18 protein-coding genes and 5 pseudogenes are annotated in these 15,949 nt (G+C 71.7%); 12 read left to right on the forward strand and 11 right to left on the reverse strand.

Features of this window, described 5'->3' with window-relative positions; translation table 11 throughout:
* Nucleotides 1–11: 11 nt before the first annotated feature.
* Nucleotides 12–755, reverse strand: coding sequence for an SDR family NAD(P)-dependent oxidoreductase (locus ACQ86J_RS11695; protein ID WP_431271234.1), 744 nt, complete (start codon nt 753–755; stop codon nt 12–14).
* Nucleotides 756–880: 125 nt separating this feature from the next.
* Between ACQ86J_RS11695 and ACQ86J_RS11700 the strand changes: the two genes are divergently transcribed.
* The gene (locus ACQ86J_RS11700) at nt 881–1,027 is read left to right on the forward strand and encodes a hypothetical protein (protein WP_431271235.1); all 147 of its coding nucleotides are present in this window, start codon (nt 881–883) and stop codon (nt 1,025–1,027) included.
* A gap of 84 nt (nt 1,028–1,111) precedes the next feature.
* Complete coding sequence (locus tag ACQ86J_RS11705; RefSeq protein WP_431271236.1) at nt 1,112–2,122, forward strand: C-terminal binding protein; 1,011 nt, start codon at nt 1,112–1,114, stop codon at nt 2,120–2,122.
* A 289-nt stretch (nt 2,123–2,411) separates the two neighbouring features.
* Here the strand turns inward: ACQ86J_RS11705 and ACQ86J_RS11710 are convergent.
* The 6 genes and pseudogenes from ACQ86J_RS11710 to ACQ86J_RS11735 form a co-directional block, all read right to left on the reverse strand.
* Nucleotides 2,412–2,711, reverse strand: a pseudogene (locus ACQ86J_RS11710) (enolase C-terminal domain-like protein); the annotation flags it as partial.
* Between the two features lie 37 nt (nt 2,712–2,748).
* Nucleotides 2,749–3,291: pseudogene (locus ACQ86J_RS11715) on the reverse strand (mandelate racemase/muconate lactonizing enzyme family protein); the annotation flags it as partial.
* Nucleotides 3,292–3,355: 64 nt separating this feature from the next.
* Nucleotides 3,356–3,478, reverse strand: a complete 123-nt coding sequence (locus tag ACQ86J_RS11720) for a hypothetical protein (protein WP_431271237.1) — start codon at nt 3,476–3,478, stop codon at nt 3,356–3,358.
* Nucleotides 3,479–3,507: 29 nt separating this feature from the next.
* Nucleotides 3,508–3,711 carry a hypothetical protein gene (locus ACQ86J_RS11725; RefSeq protein WP_431271238.1) on the reverse strand — a complete coding sequence of 68 codons (204 nt, stop codon included), beginning with the start codon at nt 3,709–3,711 and terminating at the stop codon, nt 3,508–3,510.
* An 11-nt stretch (nt 3,712–3,722) separates the two neighbouring features.
* Nucleotides 3,723–4,136, reverse strand: a complete 414-nt coding sequence (locus ACQ86J_RS11730) for an MATE family efflux transporter (protein ID WP_431271239.1) — start codon at nt 4,134–4,136, stop codon at nt 3,723–3,725.
* Nucleotides 4,031–4,936, reverse strand: a complete 906-nt coding sequence (locus tag ACQ86J_RS11735; RefSeq protein WP_431271240.1) for an MATE family efflux transporter — start codon at nt 4,934–4,936, stop codon at nt 4,031–4,033. The genes ACQ86J_RS11730 and ACQ86J_RS11735 overlap by 106 nt, the downstream gene beginning before the upstream one ends.
* Nucleotides 4,937–5,065: 129 nt before the next feature.
* Here ACQ86J_RS11735 and ACQ86J_RS11740 point away from each other — a divergent pair, with 129 nt between their 5' ends.
* Nucleotides 5,066–6,310, forward strand: a complete 1,245-nt coding sequence (locus ACQ86J_RS11740) for an alpha/beta hydrolase (RefSeq protein ID WP_431271241.1) — start codon at nt 5,066–5,068, stop codon at nt 6,308–6,310.
* Nucleotides 6,311–6,558: 248 nt separating this feature from the next.
* Here the strand turns inward: ACQ86J_RS11740 and ACQ86J_RS11745 are convergent, their stop codons facing one another.
* Nucleotides 6,559–7,110: an alpha/beta fold hydrolase gene (locus tag ACQ86J_RS11745; RefSeq protein WP_431271242.1), complete on the reverse strand. Its 552-nt coding sequence runs from the start codon at nt 7,108–7,110 to the stop codon at nt 6,559–6,561.
* A gap of 587 nt (nt 7,111–7,697) precedes the next feature.
* Here ACQ86J_RS11745 and ACQ86J_RS11750 point away from each other — a divergent pair.
* The 9 genes and pseudogenes from ACQ86J_RS11750 (at nt 7,698) to ACQ86J_RS11790 (ending at nt 13,456) form a co-directional block, all read left to right on the forward strand.
* Nucleotides 7,698–7,820, forward strand: a complete 123-nt coding sequence (locus tag ACQ86J_RS11750; protein WP_431271243.1) for a hypothetical protein — start codon at nt 7,698–7,700, stop codon at nt 7,818–7,820.
* A pseudogene (locus ACQ86J_RS11755) lies at nt 7,817–8,140 on the forward strand (dihydroxy-acid dehydratase); the annotation flags it as partial. The gene ACQ86J_RS11750 and the pseudogene ACQ86J_RS11755, both read left to right, overlap by 4 nt.
* 133 nt (nt 8,141–8,273) lie before the next feature.
* Nucleotides 8,274–8,330: pseudogene (locus ACQ86J_RS11760) on the forward strand (hypothetical protein); the annotation flags it as partial.
* Nucleotides 8,331–8,421: 91 nt separating this feature from the next.
* Nucleotides 8,422–9,897 carry a dihydroxy-acid dehydratase gene (locus tag ACQ86J_RS11765; protein ID WP_431271244.1) on the forward strand — a complete coding sequence of 492 codons (1,476 nt, stop codon included), beginning with the start codon at nt 8,422–8,424 and terminating at the stop codon, nt 9,895–9,897.
* 218 nt (nt 9,898–10,115) lie between these two features.
* Nucleotides 10,116–10,724: an alpha/beta hydrolase gene (locus tag ACQ86J_RS11770; RefSeq protein WP_431271245.1), complete on the forward strand. Its 609-nt coding sequence runs from the start codon at nt 10,116–10,118 to the stop codon at nt 10,722–10,724.
* Nucleotides 10,715–10,948, forward strand: a complete 234-nt coding sequence (locus ACQ86J_RS11775; RefSeq protein WP_431271246.1) for a hypothetical protein — start codon at nt 10,715–10,717, stop codon at nt 10,946–10,948. The genes ACQ86J_RS11770 and ACQ86J_RS11775 overlap by 10 nt, the downstream gene beginning before the upstream one ends.
* Nucleotides 10,949–11,049: 101 nt before the next feature.
* Nucleotides 11,050–11,793, forward strand: a complete 744-nt coding sequence (locus ACQ86J_RS11780; protein WP_431271247.1) for an SDR family oxidoreductase — start codon at nt 11,050–11,052, stop codon at nt 11,791–11,793.
* A 274-nt stretch (nt 11,794–12,067) separates the two neighbouring features.
* Nucleotides 12,068–12,711 (forward strand): annotated as a pseudogene (locus ACQ86J_RS11785) (fumarylacetoacetate hydrolase family protein).
* 262 nt (nt 12,712–12,973) lie between these two features.
* Nucleotides 12,974–13,456 carry a hypothetical protein gene (locus ACQ86J_RS11790; RefSeq protein ID WP_431271248.1) on the forward strand — a complete coding sequence of 161 codons (483 nt, stop codon included), beginning with the start codon at nt 12,974–12,976 and terminating at the stop codon, nt 13,454–13,456.
* A gap of 101 nt (nt 13,457–13,557) precedes the next feature.
* On the opposite strand, the gene ACQ86J_RS11795 is transcribed toward ACQ86J_RS11790, so the two are convergent.
* The 3 genes from ACQ86J_RS11795 to ACQ86J_RS11805 all read right to left on the reverse strand — a co-directional run bounded on the left by ACQ86J_RS11795 (nt 13,558) and on the right by ACQ86J_RS11805 (nt 15,889).
* Nucleotides 13,558–14,151 carry a hypothetical protein gene (locus ACQ86J_RS11795; RefSeq protein ID WP_431271249.1) on the reverse strand — a complete coding sequence of 198 codons (594 nt, stop codon included), beginning with the start codon at nt 14,149–14,151 and terminating at the stop codon, nt 13,558–13,560.
* A complete protein-coding gene (locus ACQ86J_RS11800) occupies nt 14,094–14,918 on the reverse strand; it encodes a hypothetical protein (protein WP_431271250.1) in 825 nt (274 codons plus the stop codon). The genes ACQ86J_RS11795 and ACQ86J_RS11800 overlap by 58 nt, the downstream gene beginning before the upstream one ends.
* A gap of 254 nt (nt 14,919–15,172) precedes the next feature.
* Entirely contained in the window at nt 15,173–15,889 is a 717-nt protein-coding gene (locus tag ACQ86J_RS11805; RefSeq protein ID WP_431272380.1) for a hypothetical protein, read from the reverse strand.
* Between the last annotated feature and the right edge of the window lie 60 nt (nt 15,890–15,949).

A 15,949-nucleotide genomic window follows, 5' to 3' on the forward strand; every position in this document is an offset into this window, starting at 1 on the left:
GGCCGGCGGCGTCACGCCGTGATGCCGCCATCCACGTGCAGCACCTGGCCGGTGATGTAGCCGGCCGGGGGCGAGGCGAGGAAGGCGATCGCCGCGGCGACCTCCTCGGTCGCGCCCAGCCGGCGCATCGGGATGCGGGCGACCCGCTCCTCGAAGGCCTTGGGATCGAGCGCGGCATGCGCGCCGGGGTCCTTCTGCGTGAAGCCCGGCGCCACCGCATTCACCGTGATGTCGGGCGCCCATTCGATCGCCAGCGCCCGCACCAGCGCCTCGAGCGCCGCCTTGGCCGCGGCCGAGGCGGGAAGAACAGGGTGCTCCTGCCGGAAGACATGCGCGACGAAGGAGGAGACGGCGACCAGCCGCGGCTCCCGCCCCGCCAGCAAATGCGGCTTGGCGGCGCGGGCCAGCCGCAGCAGGGCGAAGGCGATGGCGTCGTGGCTGGCGGCGAAGGCGGCATCCGTCAGGCTGGCCAGCGGCGTCCGGTCGGCGAAGCCGGCATTGGAGACCAGCACGTCGAGCCCGCCAAGCGCCGCCGCCGCCTCCTCCACCGCGCGGGCCGGCGCCTCCGGCTCGGCCAGGTCGCCAAGCAGGACATGCGCGGTGCCGCCCTTCTCCCGCACGAAGCCGGCCACCCGCTCGGCGCCCTCGCGGTTCTTCCGTGTATGCAGGGCGATCGCCACGCCGGGGCCGGCCAGCACCCGGCAGCAGGCGGCGCCGATGCCGCTCGCCGCGCCGGTGATCAGGTAACGCCGCATCCGCCTGCCCCCAGAATCGCCGCGCGATCATGCGGCGGCCACCGGCGACGCGAAAGGGCCGGCACCCGCTTCACAGGCCAGCCAATTAATGCGAATGACTCGCATATGCATCACAGCCAGCCGCCATGAGGGGACGCATCGCGCTCGCGCTGGCGATGCTCGGCGCCCTGGTGGCGCTCGGCTCGCTCTGGGTCGATGGCGGGCTCGACCCCTTCAGCATCCCCGCGGTGATCCTCGGCCTCGGCATCTGGGTGCTTGACCAGCCGCGCTGAGGGATGGCGGCGGGACCCGCGCACCGGGTTGCACGCCCGGGGAGCGGGCCGCATCTTCGGCGCGCCATTCATTGGGGAAACGACGTGACATTGACGGTGCTTGAGCCCGAGGGCCTCTATCCCGACACCAATCTCGAACAATCCATCCTCGGCCCCGATGTCCGCATCCTGCAGGGCAACGCCAAGTCCAGCCTGGCGGAGCTGCCCGACGGCCTGCTCGCCGAGGTCGAGGGGCTGATGACGCTGCGAATGGCGGTGCCGGCCGAGCAGGTCGCCCGCATGCCGAAGCTGAAGGTCGTGGTCCGCATGGGCGTCGGCTACGACCGCGTCGACCGCGCCGCCTGCGCCGCGCGCGGCATCACGGTCTGCAACGTGCCCGATTACGGCACGCAGGAAGTCGCCGAATTCGCCGTGCTGCTCGCGCTGTCGCTGCGCCGCGGCCTGATCCTCTACCACGAGACCCAGCGCGGCCCGGACCCGGCGCCCTGGGCGGTTCGGCCCTCCCCGCTGGTGCGGCGGCAGGAGGCGCAGACCTTCGGCATCCTCGGATTGGGGCGCATCGGCTCGGCCGCGGCGCTGCGGGCCAAGGCTTTCGGCTACAGGGTGGTGTTCTACGACCCGAACCAGCCGAATGGCTGGGACCGCGCGCTCGGCATCCAGCGCGCCCGCAGCCTGGAGGAGCTGCTGGCGCAGTCCGACGTGCTGTCGATCCATTGCCCGCTGACGCGGAGCACGCGCGGCCTGATCGGCGAGGCGCAGTTGCGGTTGCTGCCGCGCAACGCCGTGGTGGTGAACACCGCGCGCGGGCCGATCCTCGACATCGATGCGCTGGAGCGCTGCCTGCGTGACGGCCACCTCGCCGGCGCCGGGCTCGACGTGATCCCGGAGGAGCCGCCACGCGACCCGATCCCGTCGCTGCTGCGCGCCTATCGCGCGAAGGAGGACTGGCTGCAGGGCCGCCTGGTCATCACCCCGCACATCGCCTTCCACTCGCCCGAGGCCTGGGACGACATCCGGCTGAAGGGCGTCGAGACGATGCGCGACGTGCTGGTCGAGGGGCGGCGGAGCAACGTGATCCCGCCCGACAGCGACTGAGCCGGGCCGCGGGCGGGTCGCCATCGGCCCGCCCGCTCAGGCGCGGAAGCGCTCCAGCGCGGCGCGGTCGATCTCGATGCCGAGGCCCGGCCCCTCCGGGATCCGGAGCACGCCGCCGACCGGCTCGATCGGCGTGCGCAGGATGGCCTGGCGGATCGGGTGCTCGGTGCAGTCGAACTCGAAGACCGGCTCGGCCGGCGCCAGCGAGGTCGGCGTATGCGTCGGCAGCACCGCCGCGAAGCTGGAGGGAGGCGGCGATGCCGATCCCCGTTCCCCAGACATGCGGGTTGTAGCGGACGCCGAAGGCCGCGGCCATGTCGGCGATCCGCTTGCATTCCGTGAGGCCACCCGCGGCGCAGGTGTCCGGCTGGATGATGTCCATCGCCCCGCGCACCAGCACCTCGCGGAAGCCGAAGCGGGTGTATTCGCACTCGCCGCCGGCGATGGGGATGCTCAAGCCCGCCTTCACCGCGCGGTAGCCGGCCAGGTCCTCGGGCGGCACCGGCTCCTCGAACCAGCCGATCCCGAGCGGCTCGATCAGCCGGCCGAGCCGGATCGCCGCGACCGAGATCATAGGCGTGGTTGGCATCGACCATCAGGCCGATGCCCGGGCCGATGGCGTCGCGCACCGCGCGGGTCGCGGCGGCATCCTCGGCGATGCCGAAGCCGACCTTCAGCTTCACCGCGTGGAAGCCCTCCGCCGCGTAGCCTGCGGCTTCCTCGGCCAGGTAGCGCAGCGGGTCGCCCTGCTTCCGGCGATAGAGGCCGGTGGCATAGGCGCGGACCTCCCGCCGCAGCGGGCCGCCCATCAGACGGTGGACGGGGACGCCGAAATGCTTGCCCTTGAGGTCCCAGAGCGCGATGTCGATGCCGCTCAGCCCTTCGACCACCAGGCCCTTCTGCCCGTGGTCGCGCAGCCGGGCATAGACCTCCTGCCACAGGTGCTCGCTGCGCAGCGGGTCCTCGCCGACCAGCCAGGGCGCAACGCCGCGCACCACCGCCTCGGTCATCCGCGCCGGGCCATAGCATTCGCCCCAGCCGACCAGCCCCGCATCGGTCTCGATCTCGACCAGCATGGCGGTGCGGCTGGCATACCAGGCGCGGGAATAGGCGAAGGGCTCGCGCAGCGCCGCCTCCAGCACATGGGTGCGGATGGCGGTGATCCTCATGCGGCGGCCTCCCCGGTCTGTGCGGGCAGGCTAGCACCGGCCGCCGCGGCGCCAAGCCGGGGCGTCAGTTGCAGACCGGGATGGGGTTCCGGCCGTAATGGACGCAATTGGTGCCGACCGGGCTCGGCTGGGCGTATTGGCAGGCCGCCAGCAGCACGGGCAGCAACAGGGTCAACACCAGGCGCATGGATCCAGATCCTCCCGCAACCCGGAGAGTCATGCGCCGGCCGGCCGCGCCCGGTCCAGTGACGCCGCGGACAGCCGACGCCACCGCGCCAGCATGAGCAGCGCCACCCCGCCCAGCCCCACCGCCAGGCCGATCCACAGCCCGACCGGCCCGAGCCCCGCCTGCCAGGCGAGCAGCAGCCCGACCGGCATGCCGATTCCCCAATAGCCCAGCGCCGCCAGCAGCATCGGCACCCGCGTGTCCTTCAGCCCGCGCAGCTCCCGGCCGCGACCGCCTGCACGCCATCCGCCAGCTGGAAGATGCCGGCAATGGTCAGCAGCGTCGCACCGAGCGCGGCGGCGGCGGCGGCCTCCGCATCCCCGGCGCCGAGGAAGCCGCGGGCGATCGGCACCGAGGCCACCACCAGCAGCAGCGCCGTCGCCAGCATGAAGCCGGCGCCGAGCCCGATCGCCACCCAGCCGGCCCGCGTCGCGGCGTGCGGCTCGGCGGCGCCGGCGAAGAGCCCGACCCGCGCCGTCGCCGCCTGGCCGATGCCGAGCGGGATCATGAAGGTCATGCCCGCGGTCTGCAGCGCGATGGCGTGCGCCGCGACCGCCACCGCGCCGAACCAGCCCATGGCGATGGCCGCCGCGCTGAACACGCCGATCTCGAGCAGCATGCTGCCGCTGATCGGCAAGCCAGCCGCACCACCTCGGCCAGCTTGCCGAGATCCGGCCGCCAGAAGCGGCCGAGCAGGCGGAACCGTCCCAGCACCCGGTCGCGCGCCAGCAGCCCGAGCAGCCCGGCCAGCATCGCCGCATTGGCCAGGGCGCTGGCGATGCCGGCGCCGAGGATGCCGAGGCCCGGCCGGCCGAAGGCGCCGAAGACCAGCAGCCAGCAGAGCAGCCCGTTCAGCAGGATCCCGGCCCCGGCGACCCAGAGGGCCGGGCCCGGCCGCTCCATCGCCGCCAGGAACCCGCGCAGCACGATGAAGCCGCAGAAGCTCGGCAGGCCCCACATCATTCCCCGGAGATAGGTGCCGGCCAGCGCCGCCGGGTGCGGCTCCTGCCCCAGCGCCAGCAACGCCGGCTCGGCGAACCAGAGCAGCAGCATCGAGGGCAGCAGCAGCGCCAGCGCGGCCCAGAGCGCGCTGCGCGCGCCGCGCCGCATCTGCCTGACCCAGCCGCGCCCGGCGCCGCCCGGCAGCCGCCCGGCGCCGCGCGCCTGGGCCAGCATCGGCCCGGCGGCGAAGGCGGTGCCGAGCGGCGCGGCCATGACGGCCCAGTAGAGGTTGGCCGCCAGCGTTCCGGCGGCCAGCGCCTCGGTCGAGAGCCAGCCGAGGATGACGGTGTCGGTCAGCGCCAGCGCGTGCTGGCTGAGGTTGGTCAGCGCCAGCGGCCAGGCGAGCGCCAGGGTGGCCCCCGCCTCCGCCAGCCAGGCGGGCCGCCGGGGAATGCCGCCGATGGGGTGTGCCTGCATCGCGTCCCTCTAGCGCAGCCGCGGCGCGCGGTCGCCTGGCATGGCGGCGGGTGGCTGGCGCGGCGCCGCTTCCGCGCTAGGCTGCCCGCCAAGCCACACCGCAGGTGGCAGGATCCCAGGAGTGACGTCATGCACCGCCGCGCGCTTCTCGCCACACCGTTGGTCGCACCGATGATCGCCGCGCAGCAGGCACAGGCCCAGCCGGCCCAGCTCGCCACCGAGGAATTCATGGTCCCCGCGAAGGACCCGGGGATCGAGATCTTCGTCCGCAACAAGCGGCCTGAGGGGATGGCCGCCTTCACCCCGGGCCGCACCCTGCTGTTCGTGCATGGCGCGACCTATCCGGCGCATACCGCCTTCGACCTGCCGCTCGGCGGGCTGTCCTGGATGGACTACATCGCCGGCCGCGGCTTCGATGTCTGGTGCATGGACATCCGCGGCTATGGCCGCAGCACCCGCCCGGCCGAGATGTCCCAGCCGCCCGAGGCCAACCCGCCGCTGGTCCGCGGCGACGCGGCCGTCGCCGATATCGGCGCGGTCAACGCCTTCATCCGGCAGAAGCGCAGCCTGCCGCGGATCGTCCATATGGGCTGGTCCTGGGGCACCGGGCTGACCGGGCGCTTCGCCGCCGACAACCCCTCCGTGGTCGAGCGCGTGGTGCTCTATGCCCCGCAATGGCTGCGCGAGGGGCCGAGCCTGGCCGCGGCGGGGCAGACCGAGGAGCTCGGCGCCTATCGCTGGGTGACCCAGGCCCAGGCGAAGCAGCGCTGGCTGACCGGCGTGCCGCCGGAGAAGGTCGCCGGGCTGATCCCGCCCGGCTGGTTCGAGCACTGGGCCGGCGTCACCTGGGCCACCGACCCCGAGGGGCAGCGGCGCGAACCCGCCGGCGCTGCGGGCGCCGAACAGGGTGACCCAGGACAGCCGGGACTACTGGCAATCCGGCAAGCCCTACTACGACCCCGCGAAGATCACCGCGCCGGTGCTGCTGGTCGTCGCCGAATGGGACCGCGATACCCCGCCGGCGCTGGCCTCCACGCTGTTTCCGCTGCTGGTCAACAGCCCGGGCAAGCGGCTGGTGATGCTGGCGGAAGGCACGCATACCATCATCATGGAGCGGAACCGCGGCGCGCTGTTCCAGGCGGTGCAGGTCTTTCTCGAGGAAGCCGCGGCCTGAGGCCGCGGATCTCGCGGCTTTACCGTTTCCTCATCCGCGCCGTGTTCCCTGCCGCGGCGGCCGCTTCCGCGCCGCCCAGGCAGAGGAAAACCTTGGCATGCTCATCCCCGTCATGCGGCGCCGCTGGCGGCCGTCACGCTTCTCCTGCTCGGCGCCGCGGGTGCCGAGGCGCAAGAGCAACGACCCGTCCTTCAGGCTGACCAACAACAGCGCGGGCAAGATCAACGAGATCTACGTCTCATCCTCCGGCGTGAATTCACTGGGGGCCGGACCGGCTGGGCGACCGGTCGCTGAACTCCGGCGGGAGCTACACCATCCGCCTGCCGAGCGGGCAGTGCGTCAACGACATCCGCGTGGTCTATGGCAGCGGCGAGGACGACGGAGCGGCGGCGGGTGAATACCTGCAGCCTGTCCGACCTGGTCTTCCCCTGACGCGGGCACGGGCCGGTCATCGCCACAGCCCGCGCGCCGCCAGCCAGTCCTGCACCACCTGGGCGACCGCGCGGTTGTTCCTGTCCATCATCATCATGTGGCTGTTGCCCATGATCCCGCGTTCCGGCAGCGCCACCGCATCGACGCTGCCGCCCGCGGCCCGCAGCCTGGCGTAGAAGTCGAGCCCGCGCTGGCGGATCGCCGGCCAGCGCCCGTCCTGCTCGATGAAGTCGCCCATAGAGCGCGAGGACGGGGATGTCACGCGCAGCGCCGCCATCGCCTCCGGCGTCGTCGCGCCGAAGCCGGCGGGCTCGACCAGCACCAGGGCGCGGACCAGTGCGGGCTCGGCCTGGGCAGCGCGCGTCGCGAACATGCCGCCCTGGCTATGCGCCAGCACCACCGCCGGCCCGACGCGGCGCAGCAGCGCCTGATACGCCGCAAGCTGCGCCGCATCCGTCGTGGTCCAGCGCGGCACCACCTGGCGCATGAAAGTCGTCGTAGGCCTCGACGGGGAATTGCGTCCCCGGCAGCGCCGTGCGGGTGCGCCAGCTGCCCGGGCCGGCGCCAATCCGGAAGCGCTCCCAGGGATCGGCCTTGGTCAGGAAGACCGGCTCGCCCTGGAAGATCTCCGGCGACATCGCCCAGCCGGCCCGGCCGCGCTCGACTGCGTCCGAGACGTAGGTGGCCCAGCCGCGGCGGAGGAAATACTGCTGCCAGCCCTCCCGCCCATCCGGCGTGCTCTCCCAGGTCACGCCGGTCAGGCCGCCGCCATGCCAGAGCAGCAGCGGCACCGCGCCGCGCTCCTCGGCGGGCAGGTGGTACTGCACGTACATCGCCTCGACCTGGTAGGTGCCGTTGGCGTCGATCCGGGCGGGGACGCCGCCGGGGACCAGCAGCACCTCCCGCACCGGCTTGTCGGCGACCACAGCCTCCCGCCCGCCGACATGGAAGCTGCCGAGGCCGCGCAGCGCCAGCGCGGCGGATCCTCCTGCGCGGCGGCGAGTGCGGGGGCGACGGCAAAGAGCGCGGCGAGCAGGCGGTGGCGCAGCATGGCGGGGGCCCCGGGCGGACGTTCCGGCCACGCTAGCCTGCGCACCCGGCGTTGACACCCCACCTCAGCGGTCTAAGCCTTCCACCCCAGCGGGAGTGAATGCCATGGCCGGTTCCGACCAGACGAAGAAGTCCTTCAAGCTGCGCAGCCGGCGCTGGTTCGACGACCCGGAGGATCCGGGCATGACTGCGCTCTACACCGAGCGCTACCTGGATTCTGCGGCATGACGCGGGGCGAGCTGCAATCGGGCAAGCCGATCATCGGCATCGCCCAGACCGGCTCCGACCTCTCGCCCTGCAACCGCCACCATCTCGACCTGGCGAAGCGGGTGCGGGACGGCATCATCGCCGCCGGCGGCATCCCGCTGGATTCCCGATCCACCCGATCCAGGAGACGGGAAAGCGGCCGACCGCGGCGCTCGACCCGCAACCTCGCCTACCTGTCGCTGGTCGAGGTGCTGCACGGCTATCCGCTGGACGGCGTCGTGCTGACCGCCGGCTGCGACAAGACCACGCCGGCGGTGCTGATGGGCGCCGCGACGGTCAACATCCCGGCCATCGTGCTGTCGGGCGGGCCGATGCTGGACGGCCACTACAAGGGCCAGCTCACGGGGTCCGGCACCATCGTCTGGTCGGCGCGGAAGCAGCTCGGCGGCCGGCGAGATCGACTACGAGCAGTTCATGAACCTGGTCGCCAGCAGCGCCACGAGCGTCGGCCACTGCAACACCATGGGCACCGCGCTGTCGATGAACAGCCTGGCCGAGGCGCTGGGGATGTCGCTCCCCGGCTGCGCCGCCATCCCCGAGGCCGTACCGGGAGCGCGGCCAGATGGCCTATGCCACGGGCAAGCGGATCGTCGAGATGGTGCACGAGAACCTGCGCCCGTCCGACATCATGACCCGCGCCGCCTTCGAGAACGCGATCCTCGCCGCCAGCGCGATCGGCGCCTCCACCAATTGCCCGCCGCACATCATCGCCATCGCCCGCCACATGGGCGTCGAGCTGAAGATCGAGGACTGGGACACGATCGGGCGGGAGATCCCGCTGCTGGTCGATTGCCAGCCGGCCGGGCGCTTCCTCGGCGAGGCCTTCCACCGCGCCGGCGGCGTGCCGGCCGTGATGAAGGAGCTGTTGGACGCGGGCAAGCTGCGCGGCCAGGCGATGACGGTGACCGGCAAGACCTATGCCGCCAACCTCGAGAACCTCGAGGCGCCGGACCGCGAGGTGATCCGCGCCTATGACGCGCCGATGAAGCCGCATGCCGGCTTCGCCATCCTGTCGGGCAACATCTTCGACAGCGCCGTGATGAAGATCTCGGTCATCGATGCCGAGTTCCGCCGCCGCTACCTGTCGGAGCCGCCGGGCGTCTTCAACGGCAAGGTCGTCGTGTTCGAGGGGCCGGAGGACTACCACGACCGGATCGAGGACCCCTCGCTCGGCATCGACGCGCATACCGTGCTGGTCATCCGCAACTGCGGCCCGGTCGGCTATCCCGGCAGCGCCGAGGTGGTGAACATGCAGCCGCCGGCGACGCTGATCAAAGCCGGGCTGGACACGCTGCCGACCATGGGCGATGGGCGGCAGTCCGGCACCTCGGGCAGCCCCTCGATCCTCAACATCTCGCCCGAGGCCGCGGTGGGCGGCGGGCTGGCGCTGCTGAAGTCGGGCGACCCGATCCGCATCGACCTCAATACCCGGAAGGTCGACGTGATGATCCCGGAGGCCGAGCTCGCGGCACGCGCGCGCCGCCTGGAAGCCGCCGGTGCTGCCGAACAAGACCCCCTGGGAGGAGATCCAGCGCAGCATGGTCGGCCAGCTCGGCACCGGCGGCTGCCTGGAGCCGGCGACGGCCTACCTCAACATCCTCGAGACGCGCGGGAGAGGCCGTCACAACCACTGATACGTATCAGTCCGGCAAATACCGAGATCGGCCTTTCGCATTGGCAAGGATGGGGGAAACCCCCATCTTTGCGGCAACCGGCGGCCCAGGGCCGCCCAAGCCCTGAGGTCGATGTCCATGCTTCGCCCATTGCTCGCCGCCATGGCCCTGCTGCCGGGCCTGGCTGCCTCCCCCGCCTTTGCTCAGTCCGTCCCCGCCCCTGCGCCTGCCGCCACCCGGACGTTGGAGCAGAACCAGCGCGCCTATGTCGCACCGCGCGCCGCCGCGCCGCAGGCCGCGCCGGCCAAGGAACGGCCGGTCGCCGCCACCCTGCCCGCCCTCACCGGGCGCCGGGTGGAATTGGCCGACCGGGACCGGTAGCGCCCCCGGGCTCCGGGTTCCGTCCCCCTCCCGTCCCGGGCTAGCCTGCCCGCAACGGGTGGGGGAGGATCCGATGACCAAGGGCGCATCACGGCGGAGGCCTGCTGGCCGGCGCGGCGATTGGCGGTGCGCTGGCCGCGCAGGGCGCCGCGGCCGAGGAGACGATCTGGAGCGCGGAGTACTGGGCCGAGAAGGGCCCGGTGCGGCTCTACATCTTCCGCAAGCGGCTCGGCGCGCCGCGGCCGGAAAGCCAGCGAAGCCCGTGCTCTTCCTGGTGCACGGCTCCTCCAACTCCGCCCGCCCCTCCTTCGACCTGACGGTGCCGGGCAAGGGCGAATACTCGCTGATGAACGTCTTTGCCCGGCTGGGCTACGACGTCTGGACGATGGACCACGAGGATTACGGCCGGTCCTCCCGCACCGAGAGCAATTCGGACATTGCCTCGGGCGCCGCGGACCTGGCCGCCGCCATGCCGGTGGTGGCGCGGGAGACGGGGACGGCGCGCATCCACATGATGGGCGAGAGCTCCGGCGCGCTGCGCGCCGCGGTCTTCGCGGCGCAGGAGCCGTCCCGGGTCGACCGGCTGGTGCTGACCGCCTTCACCTATACCGGGCGGGATTCCCCGACCCTGATCGAGCGCGCCAAGCGACTGGACGCCTACCGCGCCAGCAACACGCGGCTGCGCGACCGCAGCATGATCCGCAGCATCTTCACCCGCGACATGCCCGGCACGTCGGACATGGCGGTGGCCGAGGCGCTGGCCGATGCCGAGCTGGTCTTCGGCGACCAGACACCGACCGGCACCTATGTCGACATGACCTCGAAGCTGCCGGTGGTGCAGCCGGAGGCGGTGAAATCCCCGTGCTGCTGATCCGCGGCGAGCATGACGGCATCGCCGCCATGGCCGACCTGCAGGATTTCTTCGGCCGGCTGCCGAATGGCGACAAGCAGTTCGTCTCGCTGTCCCACGCGGCACACGCGCTGCACTACGGGCTGAACCGGGCGCAGTTCTGGCACGCGGTGCATGCCTTCCTGTCGATGCCGCCGCCGGTGGCGGCTAGCGGCCGCGCGGCGGGCGCCGATTCGGAGAAATAGGTGCGTGGGGGGCCGGGGGAGAATTCCTCTCTCCCCCGGCCATTGACGCGGCGGGCGTCCCCGTGAAGATGGCGCCCTGCGATTCAGGGCGGGATCGGACCATGGCCGGCAGGCTGCAGGGCAAGCGGTGCTTCGTGACGGCGGCGGGCCAGGGGATCGGGCGTGCCACCGCGCTGGCCTATGCCGCGGAAGGCGCCAGCGTCGTCGCCACCGATCGCGACGCCGACAAGCTGAAGGGCCTCGACGGCATCGAGACGCTGGCGCTCGACGTGCTGGACGACAAGGCGGTGGCCGCCGCGGTGCAGGGCGCCGGGCCGCTCGACGTGCTGTTCAACTGCGCCGGCTTCGTCCACCAGAACTCGATCGAGACCTGCACCGATGAGGAATGGGACTTCGCCTTCGCGCTGAACGTCCGCGCGATGTGGCAGACCACGCGCGCCGCGCTGCCGGGCATGATCGGCAAGGGCGGCGGCTCCATCGTCAACATGTCCTCGGCCTGTTCCAGCCTGAAGGGCGCGCCGAACCGCTTCCTCTACGGCACCACCAAGGCCGCGGTGATCGGGCTGACCAAGTCGGTCGCCACCGACTATGTCTCGAAGGGCATCCGCTGCAACGCGGTCTGCCCCGGCACGGTGGACACGCCGAGCCTCGGCGACCGCATCGCCGCCAATGCGGCGCAGGCCGAGGGCATGGATGCGGCGCGCGCCGCCTTCGTCGCGCGGCAGGCCATGGGGCGCCTCGCTACCGCCGAGGAGATGGCGGCGTTGGTCGTCTATCTCTCCGCGCCCGAGAGCACCTTCGTCACCGGCCAGGCCATGGTCATCGACGGCGGCTGGATGTTGTAATTCCCCCGCGCAGCAAGCCGCCACACCAACCCTTGCCGCGCGGGGCCCCTGTTCTGGAGGACCCATCATGAAGCTGCTGCGCTACGGCCCCGCGGGCCAGGAAAAGCCCGGGATGCTCGATGCATCCGGCACCATCCGCGACCTCTCGGGCGTCGTCCCCGACCTCGCCGGCGAGGCGCTCTCCGCCGCCGGCCTGGCGAAGCTCGCGGCGCTCGACCCGGCCTCGCTGCCGGCGGTCTCCGGCAACCCGCGCATCGGCCCGCCGACGACGGGGATGAAGAACCTGATCTGCATCGGCCTGAACTATGCCGACCACGCCGCCGAGACCGGCGCGCCGGTGCCGAAGGAGCCGATCGTCTTCCTGAAGTCGCTCGGCGCACTGTGCGGCCCGAACGACGACGTCATCATCCCGAAGAACTCCGTGAAGAGCGACTGGGAAGTCGAGCTCTGCATCATCATCGGCACCAAGGCGAAGTGCGTCACGGAGGACCAGGCGCTCGACCACGTCGCCGGCTATGCCGTCGGCAACGACGTCTCCGAGCGCGAGTGGCAGATCGAGCGCGGCGGCGCCTGGGACAAGGGCAAGGGTGCGACACCTTCGGCCCGGTCGGCCCCTGGCTGGTGACGAAGGACGAGGTGCCGGATCCGCAGAACCTGGCGATGTTCTGCGAGGTGGACGGCAAGCGCTACCAGAACGGCTCGACCCGCACGATGATCTTCGGGGTGAAGACCATCGTCTCCTATGTCTCGCACATGATCACGCTGCACCCGGGCGACGTGATCTTCACCGGCACGCCGCCGGGCGTCGGCCTCGGCATCAAGCCGTCGCCGGTCTTCCTGAAGGCGGGGCAGACCATGCATCTCGGCATCGAGGGGCTGGGCGAGCAGACGCAGCGGACGGTCGCCTACGCGGGCTGACGCCCGCCGCCCAGCCTTCGCACCGCGCGGGCCGGGATCGCGGGGCGGCGTGACCGAAGCCATTCCCGCGGCGAAGAATGCTTTGCCGCGGGCGCGCCGGGACCCAGGTTTGTTGAGCCAGCGATCTCGCGCCCTGAGTGTTTCCACTCAGGGCGATCGCGAGCTAGCCTGCCTCCCGCCCCGTCGCGGCAGGAGGCATTCCGCATGTTCGAGCTCGACCACTTCACCCAATCCTGCCGCGCCGCCCTGGCGCAGGACTCCGGTGGCCATCGCGCGGTGCGCGAAGTTGCTCACCCGCACCGTGGCGGAGCCCGGCGCGGTCATGGCCGGGCTCGGCGAGCCGCAGCGGGCGGGGATCACCGCGCTGCACCGCTCGGCGGAGCTGACCATCCTCAACGTGGTCTGGGGCCCGCGGATGACGATCATGCCGCACAACCACCGCATGTGGGCAGTGATCGGCGTCTATACCGGCGGGGAGGACAACATCTTCTGGCGGCGGCTGGAGGGCGGCCGCGTGGAGGCCGTCGGCGCGCAGTCGCTGCGGGCGCGTGACTGCGCGGTGCTGGGCCGCGACATCGTCCATTCCGTCACCAACCCGCTGCCCCGCCTGACCGGGGCGATCCACATCTATGGCGGCGACTTCTTCGCCGCCGAGCGCAGCGAATGGGACCCGGAGACGCTAACCGAGGGGCGCTACGACGTGGAGAAGGCGCGGCGGATGTTCGAGGAGTCGAACCCAGGCTGATCCGTGGAAAAGTGAGTCGGCAGCTACCACGCGGCGAGTGCCAGACCCGGAGAAATAGATGAGGGGGCCTGGGGGAGAATACCTTCTCCCCCAGCCTTGCCTCAGGCGAAGACCGCATCCGTGGCCGGCGCCGGCGGCAGATTGCCGACCAACGTCTCCACCAGCTGCGCCACGAGCGTGGGATCGAGCGCGGAGAGGTCCGCGCCGACCGGCAGCAGGATCCCGTTGGCCACCGGCAGCTCCGCCTTGTAGCCGGCGGTGCCGTTCACCTCGCCCGTCGTACCCTCGCCTTCCGTCGCCGGCACCGCCAGCCCGTGCACCTGCACCTCGCGGCCCGCCAGCCGGGCGTCCAGCGCGTCGAAGATCGACTGCTGGTCGGGGTCGGACAGGTCGAAGCGGTAGGTCTCGCGCTGCAGGATGGACCCGTTCGCATCGGCCACGGGGAAGTTGGCCTGCGTCGCCGCATCGGTGACGGAGCCGTCCCGGGTCAGCGCCAGGATCACCGGCCCCACCACGGGCTCGCCCTCCGCATCCTCGACGAAGCCGTCCCTGTCGGCATCGAGCGTCAGGTTCGGCAGCAGGGAGGGCGCGCCGTCGGCGAAGCCGTGGATATGCGCCGCATGCACCGCATCCGGCGTCAGCCCGCCGACCCAGAGATCGGTCGTGACGGTGCCCGCGGCACGGTCGATATGCACCGCGGTGAGGCCAAGCGCGCCGGAGCCGTTCGAGGGCAGCAGCAGCGCAGCGAAATCCGTAGCCTCGGTGGCTGCGGCACCGGCCGGCTCTGGCGCCGCCGGGCCGCTGCCATCCGGGGCCAGAGCTGTAGGGCGCCAGCAGCGACAGCGCCTTGGCGGCATTCGCCAGGAAGCTTTCCGGAATCGGCGCCGAGCCAGCCCCCGAGCCCGCCGCCCGGCAGCAGCAGCCCTTCCGCCACCGGCACCGAGACGTTGTAGCCGCCGGCGCCGTTGGCCTCGCCCGCTGTCCCGGCGCCCAGGCCCTCCGGCGCCGTCGCGCCGTGGAATTCCAGCACCCGGCCTTCCAGCCGCTCGGTCACCAGGTTGAGGATGGCGTTCTGCGCCGGGTCGGCGCTGTCCAGCGCATAGCTCTGATGGAAGCTCAGATTGCCCTGCCCGTCGGCCTTGGCGAAGGCGTCGGGCCAAGTCTCGAGGAAGAAGCGGGCATTGCCGTTGGCGGTGAGGCCGGCGATGACCGGGCCGAAGGCGGACTCGCCCTCCGCCGTCTCCACCACGCCGTCGCCGTCCTGGTCATTCGCATAAGTAGCGAGCTGCGAAGGGCTGCTGTCGAGGAAGCCGTGCAGGTGCAGCGGGTGCTCGGCATCCGGCGTCAGCCCGGAGGCGGCGACGTCCACGGTCAGGACATTGCCGTCGAGGCTGGTGCGGGCCAGGCCGAGCACGCCGGAATTATTGGCGGGCGTCAGCAGGGTGAGGAATTCGTCGGCCATTTTGGACGTCTCTCCTGGGCGGGCCGGACAGCCCGCATGGCAGGAGCAACGCCGGTGCGCGCGCCGCCGTTGGAAGCGGCAGCGCGTCACATGCTCGACAGGATTTCCTCCGGAACGGAGCGCGTCCCGGCAGAATCGATCTTAAATTCCGGCCGTTTGACAGATGATACTACTTGCCAAAGCGGCACCTCGCCGGTTGCAGCCGGGACCTGTCGGAAACGGTCTTTCGCAAGGCCGCGCGGCGATTCCGCGCCCTACATCGTCGCGCCGAGCACCCAGGGCGCGGATTCGGCCGCGCCGAAGTCGAAGCTCTCGCTCTTGGTCCGGCCGCCACTCGCCGTCTCCAGCATCTTCTGGAAGATCCGCTCGCCGACCTGCTGCACCGTCTCCTCCCCGGTCACGACGGTGCCGCAGTTGATGTCCATGTCGTCTTCCATCCGCTGGTACATCGGCGTGTTGGTCGCCAGCTTGATGGAGGGCGTCGGCTTGCAGCCGAAGACGCTGCCGCGCCCCGTGGTGAAGCAGAGCAGGTTGGCGCCGCCCGCGACTTGGCCGGTCGCACCCACCGGGTCGTAGCCCGGTGTGTCCATGAAGACGAAGCCCTTGGCGGTGACGGGCTCGGCGTAGCGCACCACCTCGACCAGGTTGGTGGATCCTGCCTTCGCCATGGCGCCGAGCGACTTCTCGAGGATGGTGGTGAGGCCGCCGAGCTTGTTGCCGGGGGACGGGTTGGCGTCCATCTCGGCGCCCTCGCGCGCGGTGTACTCCTCCCACCAATGCATTACGTCGACCAGCTTCTGGCCGACCTCCCGGCTCACGGCACGGCGGGTCAGCAGGTGCTCGGCGCCGTAGGTCTCCGGGCTTTCCGACAGGATCACCGTGCCGCCGTGCCGCACGACGAGGTCGGAGGCCGCGCCCAGCGAGGGATTGGCGGTGATGCCGGAATAGCCGTCCGAGCCGCCGCATTGCAGCGCGACGCAGAAGCTCGCTGGCCGGCACCGGCACGCGGGAGACCTTGTTGGCCTCCTCCA

It is taken from the genome of Dankookia sp. P2, from assembly GCF_050632255.1.
In the GTDB taxonomy this organism is placed as follows: Bacteria; Pseudomonadota; Alphaproteobacteria; order Acetobacterales; family Acetobacteraceae; genus Paracraurococcus.

Coding starts and splice junctions, on each gene's coding strand:
- ACQ86J_RS11695 (WP_431271234.1), bottom strand. CDS start 755: ATGCGGCGTTACCTGATCACCGGCGCGGCGAGCGGCATCGGCGCCGCC.
- ACQ86J_RS11700 (WP_431271235.1), top strand. CDS start 881: ATGAGGGGACGCATCGCGCTCGCGCTGGCGATGCTCGGCGCCCTGGTG.
- ACQ86J_RS11780 (WP_431271247.1), top strand. CDS start 11,050: ATGGCCGGCAGGCTGCAGGGCAAGCGGTGCTTCGTGACGGCGGCGGGC.
- ACQ86J_RS11740 (WP_431271241.1), top strand. CDS start 5,066: ATGCACCGCCGCGCGCTTCTCGCCACACCGTTGGTCGCACCGATGATC.
- ACQ86J_RS11730 (WP_431271239.1), bottom strand. CDS start 4,136: ATGCTGCTCGAGATCGGCGTGTTCAGCGCGGCGGCCATCGCCATGGGC.
- ACQ86J_RS11720 (WP_431271237.1), bottom strand. CDS start 3,478: ATGCGCCTGGTGTTGACCCTGTTGCTGCCCGTGCTGCTGGCGGCCTGC.
- ACQ86J_RS11800 (WP_431271250.1), bottom strand. CDS start 14,918: ATGGCCGACGAATTCCTCACCCTGCTGACGCCCGCCAATAATTCCGGC.
- ACQ86J_RS11750 (WP_431271243.1), top strand. CDS start 7,698: ATGGCCGGTTCCGACCAGACGAAGAAGTCCTTCAAGCTGCGCAGCCGG.
- ACQ86J_RS11765 (WP_431271244.1), top strand. CDS start 8,422: ATGGCCTATGCCACGGGCAAGCGGATCGTCGAGATGGTGCACGAGAAC.
- ACQ86J_RS11735 (WP_431271240.1), bottom strand. CDS start 4,936: ATGCAGGCACACCCCATCGGCGGCATTCCCCGGCGGCCCGCCTGGCTG.